Consider the following 17630-nt stretch of genomic DNA (forward strand, 5'->3'; position numbering starts at 1 on the left):
CTCCTTTAGGCAATGGTATGAGCATCATCAGGGAAGGCTGCACTTTCTACATCTTGGATGTATTGTGCAACGGCTTTACGCATATCACCTGTTTCAGCAAGGAAGTTTTTCGAGAATTTTGGCATGTAGTTCGCCGAAATTCCAAACATATCGTGCATTACTAAAATTTGACCATCTGTTACATTACCTGTACCAATACCAATTACTGGTACCTCTAGGACTTCGGTAATGCGCGCGGCAAGGCTAGCAGGAACACATTCTAATAATACAATTTGAGCGCCGGCATCTTGTAGTGCTAATGCATCTTTTACCATGCGATCGGCTTTTTCTTGATCTCGGCCTTGTACTTTATAACCGCCAAAAATATTGACTGATTGAGGGGTTAAACCCAAGTGAGCACAAACTGGAACCGCACGCTCTGTCAGCATTTTTACGGTATCCACTAACCAGTCGCCACCTTCAATTTTCACCATGTTTGCACCAGCTTGCATGATTTTGGCTGCATTTTCGCATGCTTGCTCTGGTGTGGCGTAACTCATGAAAGGCATGTCGGCCATCAGTAAGCTGTTTGGGCTGCCTGCACGCACACTGCGAGTGTGGTAGGCGATCTCATCGACCGTGACGGGCAGAGTATCAGTTTTACCTTGCAGTACCATTCCTAACGAGTCACCGACGAGTAAAACGGGCATTTCTTGGCTTTCAAAAAGTTGTGCAAAACTGGCGTCATAAGCGGTCACTGACGCAAATTTACGACCTTGTTGTTTCCATTGAATTAGGTCGTTGATCGTAATTTTTTTCATTTGATGTCCTTACTAGGCGTTGGCGATTGCCAAATACTGAGCCCATTACGATCGACTTGGTTTAAAAGTTCGTTGAGCTCAGCCCCATCAGGGAGTTGTAAATTTGGTGCGATTTCAGCGAGCGGGTAAAGTACGAATTCTCGTACTTTCATTCCATAATGAGGAATGGTTAGACGCTCGGAATCGATCACCTCATTGCCGTAAAGAAGAATATCTAAGTCGAGAGTTCTTGGCCCCCAACGTTCATCTTTACGGACGCGCCCCTGTTCCAACTCGATACGTTGTGTGCAATCAAGTAGTTCAAGTGGCGTTAATTCAGTTTGGACTTTAACTACAGCATTGATGTAATTGGGTTGATTTTGCGGCCCCATAGGCGTGCTGCTGTAAAGTTCAGATGTTGCAATAAATTCAGACTTCGGTAGACATTTTAGGGCATCAATTGCTTGTTTTGCTTGTGTGACGGGATCGCCTAAATTGCTACCAACCGCAATGTAAACCTCGATCATGATTCAGGTTTACTCTTCTTCGTATTGCGTGGGCTTTTGCGGCGACGGAAGCTAGGTTTACTGGTACTGCCACCTAAATCGTTTGCCATCGCTTGGCGCATATCACGACCCGCGCTTTCAAAAGTTGCCCACCAATCAGCTAGTTTCTTCGTTTCTCCGCCTTCAATTTCCCCACGCATTTGTAGGAAATCAAACCCTGCTCGGAACTTATTGAGTTCCATTAAGCGGAAAGCACGCTTGCCATTGCGACGAGGTAGTCGTAGCTGAAGCTGCCAAATCTCGCGGATAGTTGCCGTATGACGGCGAGGTATGGCCAGTGTTTTGACCACTTGATCAAGAATCAAATTGCTCGCTTCCATTACCGCATCGTAATAAGCAAAATTACGTTGTTCCATTAACTCTTCGGCCAGCTGCACGGTTGGATACCAGAAGATAGCCGCGAACATAAAGGCTGGATTAATGCGTTTACCTTCTTCAATGCGTAGGTCGGTAGAGTCCAAGACGAGATCAAGCATTTGCTCTGTCTGTGAGTCGTATTCCGGCGTGAAATACTGAGCAATGACTGGAAACAACTGTTGGAACAAGTTGTACTCACGCATTAAGTGATAAGTCTCTAAACCATGACCCGTTTGCAGCATTTTGAGTGATTCTTCGTACAGACGTGCTGCCGGAATATCTCTCAGTAAGGGGGCAAGGTGTTCGATTGGATCGGCGGTATCTTCTTCAATATCAAAGTCGAGCTTGGCCGCAAAGCGTATAGCACGCAACATGCGAACTGGATCTTCGCGATAGCGAGTCTCAGGGTCACCAATTAAACGAATCAGCTTATCTTCTAAGTCATCAACGCCGCCAGCATAATCGTGAATGCTGTAATCTGCGATGCTGTAGTACATGGCGTTGATGGTGAAATCACGACGTTCGGCATCTTCATCAATCGTGCCGTAGACGTTATCACGCAAAAGCATACCTGCTTCCGATTGTGCGGAAACATTTTGCGTCGGCTCTTGGTGATGGCCGCGAAAGGTTGCTACTTCGATAATATCTCGACCAAACATAATATGCGCTAAACGGAAGCGACGACCTATTAATCGGCAGTTACGAAACAGATGGCGAATTTGTTCTGGCGTTGCATTGGTGGCGATATCAAAATCTTTTGGTGTTTCACCAAGCAGTAAATCACGTACTCCGCCACCGACTAGGTACGCGTCAAAACCTGCGCCATGAAGTCGGTATAGCACCTTTAGCGCATTATCGCTGATTTGCTTGCGCGAAATATTGTGCTCTTGACGAGTGATAATATTCAGAGCTAAGTCTTGGTAAACGCGGTTTTCGCGTGGTGTATAGTCGTTTTTATTCATGTGCATCTGGCAATGATTGGTTTTGGCCAACCTTGCTTTTTTAAGTAAAAGTGCCCGATAGGGACGATTTTGCGGCTAATAATAGCGTAAGGATAGCCTTTTGAGAATCACGGTGTGATCTCGATCTCCCGAGGGAGTTGTTCAATATGCCAATTTTGGCAGCCCCATTGGATGATTTCTTCGATTGAGGCGTCGCTAATCTCTTGTTTTATACTGAACCCTAAGAATCGCATTGCATTTAGTAATGTGGGTTTAGGATTCTGAATATCAATCGCCATGGCATGATTTTGTTTCGATAATTTATTACCGCTTCCGTCCATGGCTAATGGAAGATGTAGATAGCTTACCGGAGTTTTATGTAAGCAATGATACAGGCTGATTTGTCGTCCCGTTGGCTCAATTAAATCCGCGCCGCGTACCACTTCAGTTACTCCTTGATCGATATCATCAAGGACAACGGCTAGATTATAAGCGAATAAACCATCTCGTCGCTTAATAATGAAGTCTTCTTCTGCCAATGCCTTAGGAATGTGAATTTCGCCATGTTTTTGATCGAAAAATGATTCTATCGGCATGTCGACGCGCAATCTTACCGAGCAATCGCCAGCGAATGAAAGCTTTTTATGACGACAGGAGCCTAAATAGAAGCCACCAGCTTGTTTAATTTGCTTACGTGTACATTGACAGTAATAGGCTTGTCCAGTCGTTAACCAGAGATCAATTTGGCTTTGATATAACGCATGGCGTTGGCTTTGGTAGACGACTTCACCATCCCAGAGCAGTCCATAGGCTTCAATGGCTTGCAATATTAATGAGGCTGCACCGGGCATTTCTCTTGGCGGATCAAGATCTTCAATACGAACCAGCCATTGGCCGTGTTGGGATTTTGCTTGAAAATAGCTACCTAGCGCTGCGATCAGCGAGCCAAAATGCAGTGGACCAGAAGGTGAAGGGGCAAATCGTCCAATATAGTTCATCGCGATTCATCCAAGTGGGAAGGGAATAAAACAAAAAGGGAGCTTAAGCTCCCTTTATTAACATTGCTAGGATTAACCTTGCATCTGTTTTTCTTTAAGCTCAGCAAGCGTTTTACAGTCAATGCAAAGGTCTGCGGTTGGGCGAGCTTCTAGGCGACGTACGCCAATTTCAACGCCACAAGACTCACAGAAGCCGTAGTCATCTTCTTCAATCTTGTTCAGTGTTTTTTCAATTTTCTTGATCAAACGACGTTCGCGGTCACGGTTACGCAGTTCTAAACTGAACTCTTCTTCTTGAGATGCGCGATCAACAGGATCTGGAAAGTTTGCCGCTTCATCTTTCATGTGGTTAACCGTGCGTTCAACTTCGTCACGAAGTTGGCTACGCCAAGCGCCTAAAATTTTTGTAAAGTGAGCCATCTGCTCAGGTGACATATACTCTTCACCTGGTTTTTCCTGGTACGGCTCAACACCTGCAATGGCTAGGATGCCTATCGCTTTTTTCTTCTCTGGCATACAGCGTCTCCTACTAACACCTAGTCAACTGCGTGAGCAGCTAATTTGAGGCGGGTATCTATAGCAAAAAGAAGTATGGTAGGCAAACACTGAATCGTAAACTTGTTGTCAATGTGAAGACGCCATCAACTTTTTATCATGAATAGGCGAATTCTACAGCTTTAACCAGTTTGATTTCATTTTCAGAAAGCACAGCCTTGTAGCACAGTACTTCCACCCCTTCTTTTTGCGCCTGTTTAAGTAATTGTGAATAGTTCGCGTCTATATGGTGCGCTGGCGACACTTTTTCAATCCCTGAATGTAAAACAGTGAATAAAAGTACGGCTCTACTTCCATTTTTAGCCATTTCTGTTAGTTCGCGTAAATGCTTTTGCCCGCGCGTTGTGATCGCATCAGGAAAATAACCTTGTCCAGGGTTGTACTCAGCGGTCTCTGTCGTAGAGTGGGATTCATCTAATAAGGTGACACTCTTCACTTCTATATAGCATTTTGGTTTGGATTCTGATTTGAGCAAGATATCAATTCGACTATTTTCTTGGCCGTATTTCACTTCTGTTTGTAAGTGATCGTAGCCTACCAGCTCTTTAATCACGCCATTTTCAATCGCTTCAACGGCTAATTGATTAGCGCGAGCAGTATTAACGCAAATGCGATTTCCTTGTGTGGTTTCGCTGATTTCCCAGCTGTGGGGGTATTTGCGTTTTGGGTTATCGGAAGTGGAAAACCACACACGATTACCTGTGTCAGCACAACCGGTCATGGCACCGGTATTGGCGCAATGAATCGTACGTGTTGTACCGTCGTCCATTGTGATATCAGCCAGAAAGCGTTTATAGCGCTGAATCAAGACCGCGGATTGAAGTGGAGGATTGAACTGCATTTATCTACTGTTTTTATGTACAATGTTGCCGCCATTTAAACACAAGGACTGCACATTGTCACAATTGCCCATTCAAGCTGTGATGCCCAAGCTACTGGCTGGGATACAACACTCCCCTCAGTTAATTGTTAAAGCGACACCGGGGGCGGGTAAATCGACGTATTTTCCTCTGCAATTACTTAAGTCGGGTATCTTAACTGGCAAGATCATTATGCTCGAACCTCGACGTTTAGCAGCCCGCAACATTGCAAGCTACATTGCTCTGCAGTTAGGTGAGCGTGTCGGGCAAACTGTTGGCTATCGAGTACGTGGTGATAGCAAAGTCAGTGCTTGTACTCAGCTCGAAGTTGTGACTGAAGGTATTATGACGCGGATGATTCAAGCCGATCCGGAACTTTCAGGTGTGCAGTTGCTGATTTTCGATGAATTTCATGAACGTAGTATTCATGCTGATACCGCTTTAGCATTGAGTTTGGAGGTGCAGTCGGCCTTACGCGATGACTTAAAGTTGGTGGTGATGTCTGCAACGTTAGATCAGCACACCTTACAGTCATTATTGCCGCTGGCCGAATACGTTGAATCAGATGGTCGCTCATACCCGGTTGATATTCGTTACGCACCGTTAAAAGCGAATCAGTACCTGATTCCAACCTTGGGTAAACATATTGATTCATTGATGCGTTCTGAAAGTGGTTCATTGCTGGCTTTTTTGCCGGGTGTTTCCGCTATTAAGCAGTTAGAACAACAATTGTCTAACCTTGCTGATGATATTGACGTTTGCCCTTTGTATGGGCAGTTGAGTAGTGAAATGCAGCAACAGGCGATTACATCCGCTAAAGCAGGGCGACGTAAAGTAGTATTGGCGACTAATATTGCCGAGACTTCTTTGACGATTGAAGGTATTCGTATTGTGGTCGATTCAGGGCTGGAGCGTGTCGCCAAGTTTGACTTAAAAACTGGCATTACTCGTTTAGAACAAGTGAAAATCGCCCAATCATCGGCCGACCAGCGTGCCGGTCGTGCTGGTCGTTTAGAGCCTGGAATCGCTTTACGTCTGTATAGTGAAGCTCAGTATAAACAGCAGCCTCAAGTTTCATCCGCTGAAATTTTACACACAGATTTAGCGCCACTGGCGATGGAGTTAGCCCAGTGGGGTGTGGCTTCTGTCAATGAATTGCCGTGGTTGGATGTGCCACCACAACCAGCTATGCAACAAGCATGGCAACTGCTTAATGCGCTTGACTTAATGGACAGTAAGCAGCAGCTTTCTGCATTAGGTCAAGAGGCTCAATATCTAGGTGTTGAACCTCGACTCGCCAGTATGTTACTAAAAGCGAAAGCGCATAGCGACGCGATGCTCAATAGTGCATTGGCCGTCGCTGCGTTGCTTGAAGAGCCGGAGCGTCATGTCTTAGATGTCCAACATAGCTTATTTCGCTGGCAGCAAGGTAAGCACAATAAAGCTCAAGCCATGCACAAACGTGCCATGAGTTTGGCCAACAAATTAGGGACTACATTCGCTCTTACCTCAGTCGATGAATCACTGGTTGCCATAGTGCTAAGCCTTGCGTTTCCTGATCGTATTGCAGCGCTACGCGATAGTCGCCAAGCTGGGCAATTTTTATTGGCGAATGGTCATGGTGCTCAAGTGTGTGAAGAAGAGCGATTAGCTCATGCTCACTATTTGGTTGCGGTGGACTTAATGCGCACTCGCGTTGGTGCGAGTCAGATCTTTAGCGCTGCAGAGTTGGATATGCATGCTTTGCAATCTCACTTTCCTGAGTTATTTCATAGCGATGAATTTGTGGATTGGGATGAAAAATCGGGTCGCTTAAGCGCTGAAAAGCAGTTGCGTTGCGGTAAGTTAATTATTGAACGCCAAGTGTTAGCAGAGCCGGATCAAGATAAAATCACGCAAGCTTTACTTAATTATGTTCGTCGTAAGGGGTTATCGGTATTACAGTGGAGCGATGGTGCGCAAGCATTACTCACCCGTCTTAGGTGTGCCGTACAATGGTTACCCGAAGAAGACTGGCCTGCCTGTGATGATGACAGCTTACTTGAGCAGTTGGAGGTTTGGTTAGCCCCGTACCTCAATGGTATTAAATCGGCTAAAGGACTGCGCCAAATCTCGGTTGAGGATGCTTTAGATGCTTACTTAGGATGGCCATTGAATAACTATTTGGCGCAATGGTTACCGACTCACCATACTTTGCCTACCGGTAATCGAGCGCCAATTCGTTATCAGCAACATGGCGAGCCAATGCTCTCCGCGAGGATGCAAGAAGTATTTGGTGAGCACGATTCACCTTGCATCGCGAAAGGGCGTAAAAAATTGGTAATGGAGTTACTTTCTCCAGCTCAACGCCCGTTACAAGTAACTCAAGATCTGGCGGCTTTCTGGGCGGGTGCGTACAAAGAAGTACAAAAAGAGATGAAAGGGCGTTATCCCAAACATGTATGGCCAGATGATCCCGCCACTCATATCGCCACGACAAAAACCAAACGACAGTTAACGAAATGACAACCAATAATAAAAAGCCAGCAGTGAAGAAAACGACAAAGAAAGCAAGCACTCCACGTCGTGCACCACAACGTAAAACCAAAGCTAAAAAAACGCCGTCTCAACACAAAAGCTGGCTAAAAATAGTGTGGGGAATCAGTTGGAAGCTAGGTGTGGCATTAGCCGCGGTACTGCTATTTGTTGGTATTTACCTTGATACGTTAGTCAAACAGCGTTTTGAAGGGCAATTATTTGATCTTCCAACGGTGGTGTATGCCCGTATTTTAAACCTTGAACCTGGTGATAGCACCACTATCCAAGAACTGCGCAATGAATTGGATGTGCTTAATTATCGCAAGGTAAGTCAACCGCGTTATGCGGGAGAGTATTCTTCTTCTTCCGCTAAAATCGAAATTATTCGCCGTCCTTTTGAGTTTGCCGATGGTCCGGAGGCTGACCGTCATGCCATGTTGTATTTTGATGAGAATGGATTATCGCGAATCCAATCCTTAGAGCATAAAGGGGATTTAGGCTATTTGCGTATTGAACCTAAAATGTTGGGGATGTTAGAAAAAGGCAACGATGAACAGCGCCTTTTTTTACGTCGAGAGCAATTTCCAGAAGTGATGGTTGATGCTTTATTGGCCACTGAAGATCGCTATTTTTATCAACATGACGGTGTTTCTCCTTTTGCCATTATTCGAGCTCTGGTCGCTAATATTAAAGCGGGACGAACGGTGCAAGGTGGTAGTACCTTGACCCAGCAATTGGCCAAGAATATTTTTCTGTCTAGCGACAGAACGCTATGGCGTAAATTAAGAGAAGCGTATATCGCGCTTATTCTTGATCACCGTTACAGCAAAGATCGCATTTTAGAAGCCTATTTGAATGAAGTGTATTTAGGCCAAAGTGGTGGTGAAGCGATTCATGGCTTTGGTTTAGCCTCGCGTCTTTATTTCGGTCAGCCTTTACAGGAATTGCGTATTGATCAGCTCGCTTTATTGGTTGGCATGGTCAAAGGCCCCTCTTATTACAACCCAGCCCGTTACCCAGAGCGAGCCAAAGAGCGCCGAGATTTAGTTCTCAAGCTGATGATGCAGCAAGATATTTTGACAGCTAACCAGTTTGAACAAGCAGCCAGTCGGCCTTTAGATGTGCAGAAAACTCCGCATATTGCGAGTCGCCAACCTGCCTATTTTCAGCAGTTGAGTATCGAGTTGAAAGATAAGGTTGGTGATGCTTTTAAATCCGATGTTGGCTTGAGAGTCTTTACTTCGTTAGACCCTGTTTCACAAGCAAAACTGGAACAAGCGGTTGATATTCAAATTCCAACTTTGGCTAAGACCGCAGGTAAAGACTTGGAAGCCGCGGCGATTGCAGTTGATCGAAATAGCGGTGAAATTCGTGCCATGGTCGGTGGTAAACGTACAGGTTATGACGGTTTTAACCGAGCGTTAAACGCCAGTCGTCCGATTGGCTCGTTAGTCAAACCTGCGGTTTATCTCACGGCTTTGCAACAGCCAGAACAATACAGCTTAGCAACGACGTTAATGGATAAGCCTATTACGCTTAAAGGCAGTCAAGGTAATGTGTGGTCACCGCGTAATTATGATCGTCAGTTTCGTGGTGAAGTTCCATTATATGTAGCATTAGCTAAATCACTGAATGTCCCAACTGTTCAGCTTGGTATGCAGTTGGGCATTGATAATGTGTCAAAAACATTGCAGCGTTTAGGCATCGATAAAAATGAAATTCGCCCTGTACCTTCGATGTTCTTAGGCGCATTCTCGTTAACACCTTATCAAGTTGCACAAATGTACCAAACGCTAACCAATTCTGGCAAAAAAGCTTCCTTATCAGCATTGCGTTCGGTGTTAGATTTGGATGGTAATGTACTTTATCAATCAATGCCGAAAGTGTCTCAAGCTGTCGACCAACAAGCGGCGTGGCTGACGACCTATGCGATGAAGCGTGGCGTGCTTGAAGGTACTGGACGTTATCTAAATAACCAGTTTGCTTGGGCGGCCTTAGCAGGTAAAACGGGAACAACCAATGATAACCGTGACAGCTGGTTTGTTGGTATAGATGGGCGTGAAGTGACCACTGTTTGGCTTGGACGTGATGATAACCAGCCGATTAAGTTGACGGGGTCCAGTGGTGCTTTGCGTGTTTACGCCGAATATTTGAAGCACCGTATTCCCGAAAAATTAGAGCTGCCTTGGCCGCAAGGTATTACCACGGTCGGGTTTGCAAAAGATCAAAATGGTGAGTTGGTGCTTGACTGTAACAATGAATTTAAGTTGCCAATTTGGGATAAAAGTGGCTCAATCAAACAAGGTTGTGACAAGCCGCCGGGACAATGGTTTAAAAAACTCTTCCAGTGGTAATTATGGACGTTTATATTAAGCTGATTTTAAAGGTATTTAAGGAAGAATCGTGAACCGTTTTGTGACTGGCATATTGTGCTTGCTACTCGTGTTACCCTCGGTTTCTGCATTAGCAGGTGACTCAAAAGCCAAGGAAACGGCAGTTCCTTCTCGGCCCAAAATTGCTTTGGTCTTGGCGGGAGGTGGAGCCAAAGGTGCAGCGCATATTGGTGTTTTAAAAGCGTTGGAAGAGCTCCACATTCCCATCGATTATATTACCGGTACCAGTATGGGCGCTTATGTTGGTGGTTTGTACGCTAGTGGAATGAGCGCTGAAGAAATTGAAAGCCTTATCTATAGTGTGGATTGGAACAGTGGATACCGAGACCGAGTCAGTCGCAGTCAGCGCCGAGTGAGAGATAAAGAATATGAAGACCGTTATCAATTAAAAACCGATCTTGGGGTAGGAAAGGGCGGAGTACGCTCACCTAAAGGTGTGGTGCAAGGACAAAATATGTTGCGGATCTTACGAGAAACGTCAGGTAATTTGTCTGAGTTTCAATCGTTTGATGATCTTGTTATTCCTTATCGTGCGGTTGCAACCGATATCATTGAGCTACAACAAGTGGTGATCGATCGTGGTTATTTGGTCGATGCCATGATGGCGAGCATGTCTGTACCTGGTGCTCTGCCTCCTTATGAATTAGAAGGGCGTTGGTTAGTTGATGGTGGTGTGATTAATAACATGCCAGTTGATGTTGCTCGTCAATTAGGGGCTGATATTGTGATTGCCGTTGATATCAGCACCGATTATAAATCTCAGGAAGACTTCACCTCTTTTTTGACGGTCGCTAATCAACTCTCCAATTATTTGGTTCAGAGAAGTACCCATGCACAAGCGAGTTTATTAACAAGCGATGACGTGCTATTAAACCCTGAAGTTGGGGCGATGGAAACTACCGAGTTCGATAAAATGCCAGCAGCATTTGATAACGGTTATGAAGTCGTTATGGCTAACCAATCGATGTTGTCCAAGCTCGCGTTATCTACTGCTGACTACCAAAATTATATCAATCATAAGCAATCTCGACGTAAGCAACTTACTCATGGTGATGAGATTAAAGTTGATGAAATCGTTCTTAATAATCAAACCCACTATAGTGATTTTCTCCTCAAAAACCGTTTGAATTTAGCGGTGGGTGAAGTGCTGTCTACCGAAAAAATTGAGTCGAGTATTCAAGAGCTGTATGTGCTGGACCGCTTTGAACTGGTGACTTATCAATACCGAGAGCAGGAAGGGAAAAATCAACTGGTGATTAATGTAAAAGAAAAATCGTGGGGGCCGAATTACGTCAACTTTCGTTTTTTCTTAGAAGATGATTTTCATGCTGATAGTCAATATGCGTTAGGTGTATCAACCAATTTTACGGATCTTAATGCTCATGGTGCCGAACTGCGTTTGGACGTTGAAATAGGAACAGATAAACAGTTCAAAGCTGAACTATTTTCTCCGTGGTTTTCGGGGCAGAAAGCTTTCACTACTGGTTTTATCGAATTTAGTCATAATAATCGTATTGTTCCCTTGGGCGGTTTTGAAGATTCATCACTGGAAGCCACACAAGATTACTTGCCAATTGTTTACAACGAGTGGGTTGGGGAGCTCGCGGTTGGTTATCAATATACTCTTTGGCAAGAGTTTCGATTAGGCGCTAGATATACAAATGGTGAAGCAGAAGTGTCAAACCTTCAGTCGTTCGGAGGCATGGAGTATACCCGTACTGGTGTATTCGCGAAGTATCGACTTGATACGTTAGATAGTTTTAGCTTACCAAGAAAAGGGGTTTATTTAGATCTTGAATACCTAATTTCACATGACAATAGTGCTGATGTTGAGAGTGCAGGTATCGATGAAACTTCAGATACAACTTATGAAGTATCGGCGGAATTTATTGGTGCTTACAGTATCGAACGCCATACTTTGGTCGCTAATTTAGACTACGGTGTGGTGTACAGTAAAAATTCACTTCAGCCAATTGATCCTCAAGCCATTGGTGGTTTTTTAAACTTATCAGGAATTCCTCGTAATAGTTTAATTGGTCAAAATAAGGTATTTACTAGCTTAGTATACCGCTATCGTTGGTTTGATAATGACTTTGGGCTATTTACTTCCCCTTTTTATGTTGGGGGCTCAATAGAATATGGTGGTGTTTGGTCTGACCCTGATATTCGTTTGGATAGCGCGCCATTATATAGAGCTGGTTCGCTCTTTGTTGGCATCGATTCTCCAATTGGACCCATTATGTTTGGTTATGGTCGTACAGAAGATAATTTTGACTCGATATATTTGAGTATCGGAACCTATTTTTGATAGAACATGTTGGTTAAGTTACTAAAATATCGTAGAACTTTAGTCTTAAGTTGCTATGTTGGTCAAAATGATAAGATTTTAATTTAAAGTTAAATTTGCTATTCTGCGTCCCACAGTTTGGCCTCTCTGCCGCTGAGCATATTTAAGGTGTCTGGCAACGGAGAGCCAAGTTTCCAAGGATGTTTACTCATCATGTTTATAACCATGGAGTAAACCGCAATGAGAGGAAAAAGTCGTGCTTGAAGCCTATCGTAAACACGTCGCAGAGCGTGCCGCTGAAGGAGTTGTTCCTAGACCCCTAGATGCAGAACAAGTCGCGGGACTTGTTGAATTATTAAAAAATCCCCCTCAAGGTGAAGAAGAATTTATTCTTGATCTGCTTGAAAATCGTATTCCTCCTGGTGTTGATGAAGCCGCGTATGTTAAAGCGGGCTTTCTAACCGCTATTACCAAAGGTGAGGTTTCATCACCACTGGTCAGCCGTGAAAAAGCGGCTCAATTGCTAGGTACAATGCAAGGCGGTTATAACATTGAGCCACTGGTTTCTTTACTTGATGATGAAAAGCTCGCTCCTATTGCCGTTAAAGCGTTATCTCACACGCTACTGATGTTCGATGCGTTCTACGATGTTGAAGAAAAAGCTAAAGCAGGTAATGTCTATGCACAGCAAGTGCTACAGGCTTGGGCTGATGCTGATTGGTTTACCTCTAAAGAAAAAGTAGCGGAAAAAATCACCGTTAAAGTATTTAAAGTGACCGGTGAAACCAACACCGATGACTTATCTCCAGCGCCTGATGCTTGGTCACGTCCTGATATCCCAGTTCATGCGAAAGCAATGCTGAAAATGGAACGTGATGGTATCAACCCAGACCAACCAGGTAACGTTGGTCCAATTAGTCAAATTGAAGAACTGCAAAAAGAGGGCATTCCACTTGCTTACGTTGGTGATGTTGTCGGTACTGGTTCTTCACGTAAATCAGCCACTAACTCAGTGCTTTGGTTCATGGGGGAAGATATCCCTTATGTACCTAATAAGCGCACTGGTGGTATTTGCTTAGGCGGTAAGATCGCCCCAATTTTCTATAACACAATGGAAGATTCAGGCGCTCTACCCATTGAACTGAATGTACAAGAAATGCATATGGGTGATGTGATTGACATCTATCCGTATGAAGGTGTTGTACGCAAAGACGGTATTGAGATTTCAAGCTTCAAATTGAGCAGCGTACTGCTTGATGAAGTGCGCGCTGGTGGTCGTATTCCACTAATTATTGGCCGTGGATTAACAAGTCGTGCTCGCGCATCTCTTGGTCTAGCAGAGTCTGAGTTATTTGCTAAGCCTGTTGATCCTTTAGCATCAGAAAAAGGTTATACACTTGCGCAGAAAATGGTCGGTAAAGCGTGTGGTGTTGAAGGTGTGCGTGCCGGTCAATACTGTGAGCCTAAGATGACGACCGTAGGTTCTCAAGACACAACCGGACCAATGACGCGCGATGAGCTAAAAGACTTAGCGTGTTTAGGTTTCTCTGCAGATCTAGTCATGCAGTCATTCTGCCACACCTCGGCTTATCCAAAACCAGTTGATGTTAATACACACCATACTCTGCCGGATTTCATTATGAACCGTGGCGGTGTTTCTTTACGCCCTGGTGATGGTGTTATTCACTCATGGCTAAACCGTATGCTACTACCAGATACCGTTGGTACTGGTGGTGACTCACATACTCGTTTCCCATTGGGTATTTCATTCCCAGCAGGTTCTGGTTTAGTAGCGTTTGCTGCCGCCACCGGTGTGATGCCTTTGGATATGCCTGAGTCTATTTTGGTGCGCTTCAAAGGTGAGATGAAACCGGGCATCACGTTACGTGATCTGGTTCATGCCATTCCTTATTACGGCATCAAACAAGGTCTGCTTACTGTAGAAAAAGCGGGCAAGATTAATGAATTCTCTGGCCGCGTGCTAGAAATCGAAGGGGTTGAACACCTAACGGTCGAGCAGGCATTTGAGCTATCAGATGCATCAGCAGAGCGCAGTGCCGCGGGCTGTACGGTTAAGCTTTCTCAAGAATCGATTGCTGAATACTTAAATTCAAACATCGTGATGCTGAAGTGGATGATCGCTGAAGGTTACGGCGATCGTCGTACTATTGAACGTCGCATCACCGCTATGCAAGAGTGGCTAGCGAACCCAGAGTTAATGGAAGCGGACAAAGATGCAGAATACGCTCATGTGATTGAAATTGATCTGGCGGAAATCGATCAGCCAATTTTATGTGCACCGAACGATCCTGATGACGCATGTTTGTTGTCTGATGTACAAGGTACCAAAATTGATGAAGTGTTCATTGGTTCTTGTATGACCAACATTGGTCACTTCCGTGCCGCTGGTAAGCTGCTTGAGAAATTTAATGGGCAGCTTGATACTCGTTTGTGGGTTGCTCCACCAACGAAGATGGACAAGGATCAATTGACCGAAGAGGGCTATTACGGCATCTTTGGCCGGGCTGGAGTTCGTATTGAAACGCCAGGATGTTCGTTGTGCATGGGTAATCAAGCGCGAGTTGCCGATAAAGCAACTGTGATGTCAACTTCAACTCGTAATTTCCCGAACCGTTTGGGTACAGGGGCGAATGTTTATCTTGCTTCTGCTGAGCTGTCAGCGGTAGGGGCTATTTTAGGTCGTATTCCAACTAAGGAAGAATACTTAGAGTATGCACAGCAAATAAATGCGACAGCAGCGGATACTTACCGTTACTTGAACTTCCATAAAATGGATCAGTACACCAAGAAAGCGGCGGAAGTCATCTTCCAAGAACCTGCATAAGGTTAGTTGTTATCAAAAAAAACCGCAGGTATAAATACCTGCGGTTTTTTTTCACCTAATGGTTTTCGCCATCAACTGAGTTCATCTGGATGACTCGACCAGAATAGAATGGCTAAAATTGCATTTTTAGTGTAGCCGCAACGTTACGTGCGGTTAGTTCGATATTTTGTGCTGCTTCTGCAAGTGCCGTTGGCAAATCAACTGAACGGTTAACGACGGCAAATACCGAATCGATACCATACTCGTGCACTACGCCGCAGTCGGTAGATAGACAGCCAGCGATACCGATAACTGGTAGATTGTATTGTTTAGCGATACGCGCAACACCAATCGGTGTTTTACCATGGATGGTTTGGCTATCAATACGACCTTCACCGGTGATGACCAAGTCAGCATCAGCAACCACGTTAGCCAAATCTACAGCATCCATCACGATATTGATCCCAGGTCGTAGTTCTGCGCCTAATAGTCCAACTAACGCCGCGCCGAGACCACCTGCCGCACCAGCGCCCGGCATATTGACGACGTCTTTATTCAGTTGCTGTTTCATGATATTTGCATAATGCGCTAGGTTCGCATCAAGCAACTCAACCATTTCTGGTGTCGCCCCTTTTTGTGGGCCAAATACGTGAGATGCGCCTTTCGGGCCACACAATGGGTTATCTACGTCACAAGCCACTTCCAGGCGCACCGTACTTAAGCGAGGGTCCAGGTTGCTCAGATCAATAGTCGCCAGCTTCGCGAGCTCGCCACCACCAAAACCAAGTTCATTACCGTCAATGTCGAGCATACGAATACCCAAAGATTGCGCCATACCTAGACCACCATCATTGGTTGCACTGCCACCAATCCCGATGATGATGTGCTTAACGCCTTTGTCTAATACGGCCTTGATAAGTTCGCCTGTGCCGTAAGTTGTCGTTTTAAGTGGGTTGCGTTGTGCTGGCTTGACTAAATCTAGGCCGGAAGCTGCTGCCATCTCAATAATTGCGGTTTCACCATCGCCCATCAGGCCATAGAAACCTTCAACCACTTCACCTAAAGGACCAATCACGGGATGATGAATAATAGTGCCATTAGTCGCATCGACCAAAGACTGCACTGTACCTTCGCCACCATCAGCCATCGGTAACTTAACGTATTCTGCATTTGGCAGAACTTGTTTAAACCCATCTTCAATCGCTTGAGCAACACCCATCGCGGTGAGGCTTTCTTTGTATGAGTCAGGAGCAATTACAATTTTCATTTTTTTTAACCTTACCGAAATTAAACAAATAGACCAAACACACCAAATATCATCACCGATACAAAGGCGATCATTAAGCCAACAGCAGATTCATAAGGGATCAGCTTGAGGCGTTCACGAATGTCCATATGAACCGCGCCGCCGGTTGCATGGAAAAAGCTACCATGTGGCATATGGTCTAAAACTGTTGCACCCGAGTGAATCATGGCCGCCCCAGCTAAAGCGGGTACACCAAGTTCTAAAATAGTGGTGCTAAATACACTTGCAGCAACGGCTGTACCTGCCGTGGTTGAAGCGGTGGCAAGTGACATCATTGCACCAGAGATAGGAGCAAGTAGGAAAGATGGCAGACCAGACAGAGCAAGCAGATCAATCAAACCATCTTTTAATCCAGAGTTGGCTACGATGCCGGCTAAAGTACCAGTACCCATCAACAAGACAGCAACGGGTGCCATACGATTCAGACCTGATATAGCAAAACGGTTGGTTTCTTGGAAACGTCCCATAGCGATCGCACCAAGCAAACCACCAAGTGGCAACGCAATAAGAGGGTCAACATTGATGCCTGCGATTGGGCGCAGTGCTAGCAGGGCAATCGCTACTAGTGGTGCAACGATTGCTGTTGTGAAAGAAGGCAATTTGCTGTGATCAACCGCGACCACTTCAGTTTCAGAAACTTTGTTACCCTTATTTACTAGACGTTTAGCAATAAAATAAGCAAGCAACAAACCACATAAACCAGGGATCACGCCCGCAGCCATGACTGAAGTTAGCGGTACATTGAAAGCATCCGCCGCCGCAATGGCATTAGGGTTTGGTGACATTACGTTGCCCGCTTTACCGCCACCGACCATCGCCAATAAAATCGCGGTTTTTGAAATGTCCGCACGACGTGCAATTGCCAAAGCGATTGGTGAAACGGTGATCACTGCAACATCGACAAACACACCGACTGAAGTCAAGATCATGGTTGCAAGTGCCAAAGCAAGGAGTGCTCGAGTCTCACCAACCTTTTTTACAATATTTTCAGCGATAGAAGTTGCTGCGCCGGATTCAATCAATACCCCAGCAAGAACACCAGCCGCAAGAATACGCAGCACAGCGGTTACGATGCCTTGAGCACCACCAATCATTAAGGCCACGGTATCGGTTAGCGAAACACCGCCGATCACACCGCCGACCAACGCACCAATGATCATGCCATAAGCGGGTGGAACTTTTTTGAGAATTAAGCCGATGGCAACGACAAGTGCAGCCAAAGCGCCAAGCGTAGAAACTTCAATCAT

Annotated in this window: 12 protein-coding genes; 4 read left to right on the forward strand and 8 right to left on the reverse strand. The window is 45.2% G+C overall.

Annotated features, from left to right (window positions below; genetic code table 11):
- Positions 1-5 precede the first annotated feature (5 nt).
- From panB to sfsA, 6 genes are all read right to left on the reverse strand, one after another.
- Positions 6-800, reverse strand: a complete 795-nt coding sequence (panB, locus tag HGG78_RS00220) for a 3-methyl-2-oxobutanoate hydroxymethyltransferase (RefSeq protein ID WP_172531767.1) — start codon at positions 798-800, stop codon at positions 6-8.
- The gene (folK, locus tag HGG78_RS00225) at positions 797-1306 is read right to left on the reverse strand and encodes a 2-amino-4-hydroxy-6-hydroxymethyldihydropteridine diphosphokinase (protein ID WP_172531768.1); all 510 of its coding nucleotides are present in this window, start codon (positions 1304-1306) and stop codon (positions 797-799) included. The genes panB and folK overlap by 4 nt, the downstream gene beginning before the upstream one ends.
- The gene (gene pcnB, locus HGG78_RS00230; protein ID WP_171375412.1) at positions 1303-2664 is read right to left on the reverse strand and encodes a polynucleotide adenylyltransferase PcnB; all 1362 of its coding nucleotides are present in this window, start codon (positions 2662-2664) and stop codon (positions 1303-1305) included. Before pcnB ends, folK begins: the two co-directional genes overlap by 4 nt.
- Before the next feature lie 107 nt (positions 2665-2771).
- Entirely contained in the window at positions 2772-3641 is an 870-nt protein-coding gene (gluQRS, locus tag HGG78_RS00235) for a tRNA glutamyl-Q(34) synthetase GluQRS (protein ID WP_172531769.1), read from the reverse strand.
- A gap of 72 nt (positions 3642-3713) precedes the next feature.
- Entirely contained in the window at positions 3714-4157 is a 444-nt protein-coding gene (gene dksA, locus HGG78_RS00240; RefSeq protein ID WP_053311311.1) for an RNA polymerase-binding protein DksA, read from the reverse strand.
- A gap of 136 nt (positions 4158-4293) precedes the next feature.
- A complete protein-coding gene (gene sfsA / locus HGG78_RS00245) occupies positions 4294-5037 on the reverse strand; it encodes a DNA/RNA nuclease SfsA (protein ID WP_168523285.1) in 744 nt (247 codons plus the stop codon).
- A gap of 55 nt (positions 5038-5092) precedes the next feature.
- Here sfsA and hrpB point away from each other — a divergent pair, with 55 nt between their 5' ends.
- From hrpB to acnB, 4 genes are all read left to right on the forward strand, one after another.
- Positions 5093-7561: an ATP-dependent helicase HrpB gene (gene hrpB, locus HGG78_RS00250; protein WP_172531770.1), complete on the forward strand. Its 2469-nt coding sequence runs from the start codon at positions 5093-5095 to the stop codon at positions 7559-7561.
- A complete protein-coding gene (mrcB, locus tag HGG78_RS00255; protein ID WP_172531771.1) occupies positions 7558-9927 on the forward strand; it encodes a penicillin-binding protein 1B in 2370 nt (789 codons plus the stop codon). The genes hrpB and mrcB overlap by 4 nt, the downstream gene beginning before the upstream one ends.
- Positions 9928-10015: 88 nt before the next feature.
- Complete coding sequence (locus HGG78_RS00260) at positions 10016-12274, forward strand: patatin-like phospholipase family protein (RefSeq protein WP_422108872.1); 2259 nt, start codon at positions 10016-10018, stop codon at positions 12272-12274.
- A gap of 235 nt (positions 12275-12509) precedes the next feature.
- The gene (gene acnB, locus HGG78_RS00265; RefSeq protein WP_172531773.1) at positions 12510-15098 is read left to right on the forward strand and encodes a bifunctional aconitate hydratase 2/2-methylisocitrate dehydratase; all 2589 of its coding nucleotides are present in this window, start codon (positions 12510-12512) and stop codon (positions 15096-15098) included.
- Positions 15099-15210: 112 nt separating this feature from the next.
- On the opposite strand, the gene HGG78_RS00270 is transcribed toward acnB, so the two are convergent.
- Both HGG78_RS00270 and HGG78_RS00275 read right to left on the reverse strand, forming a co-directional pair.
- The gene (locus HGG78_RS00270) at positions 15211-16344 is read right to left on the reverse strand and encodes a glycerate kinase (protein WP_172531774.1); all 1134 of its coding nucleotides are present in this window, start codon (positions 16342-16344) and stop codon (positions 15211-15213) included.
- A gap of 20 nt (positions 16345-16364) precedes the next feature.
- On the reverse strand, positions 16365-17630 hold the full coding sequence (locus tag HGG78_RS00275; protein ID WP_172531775.1) for a GntP family permease: 1266 nt from the start codon (positions 17628-17630) through the stop codon (positions 16365-16367).

Source organism: Vibrio aestuarianus (assembly GCF_012395185.1).
In the GTDB taxonomy this organism is placed as follows: Bacteria; Pseudomonadota; Gammaproteobacteria; order Enterobacterales; family Vibrionaceae; genus Vibrio; species Vibrio aestuarianus.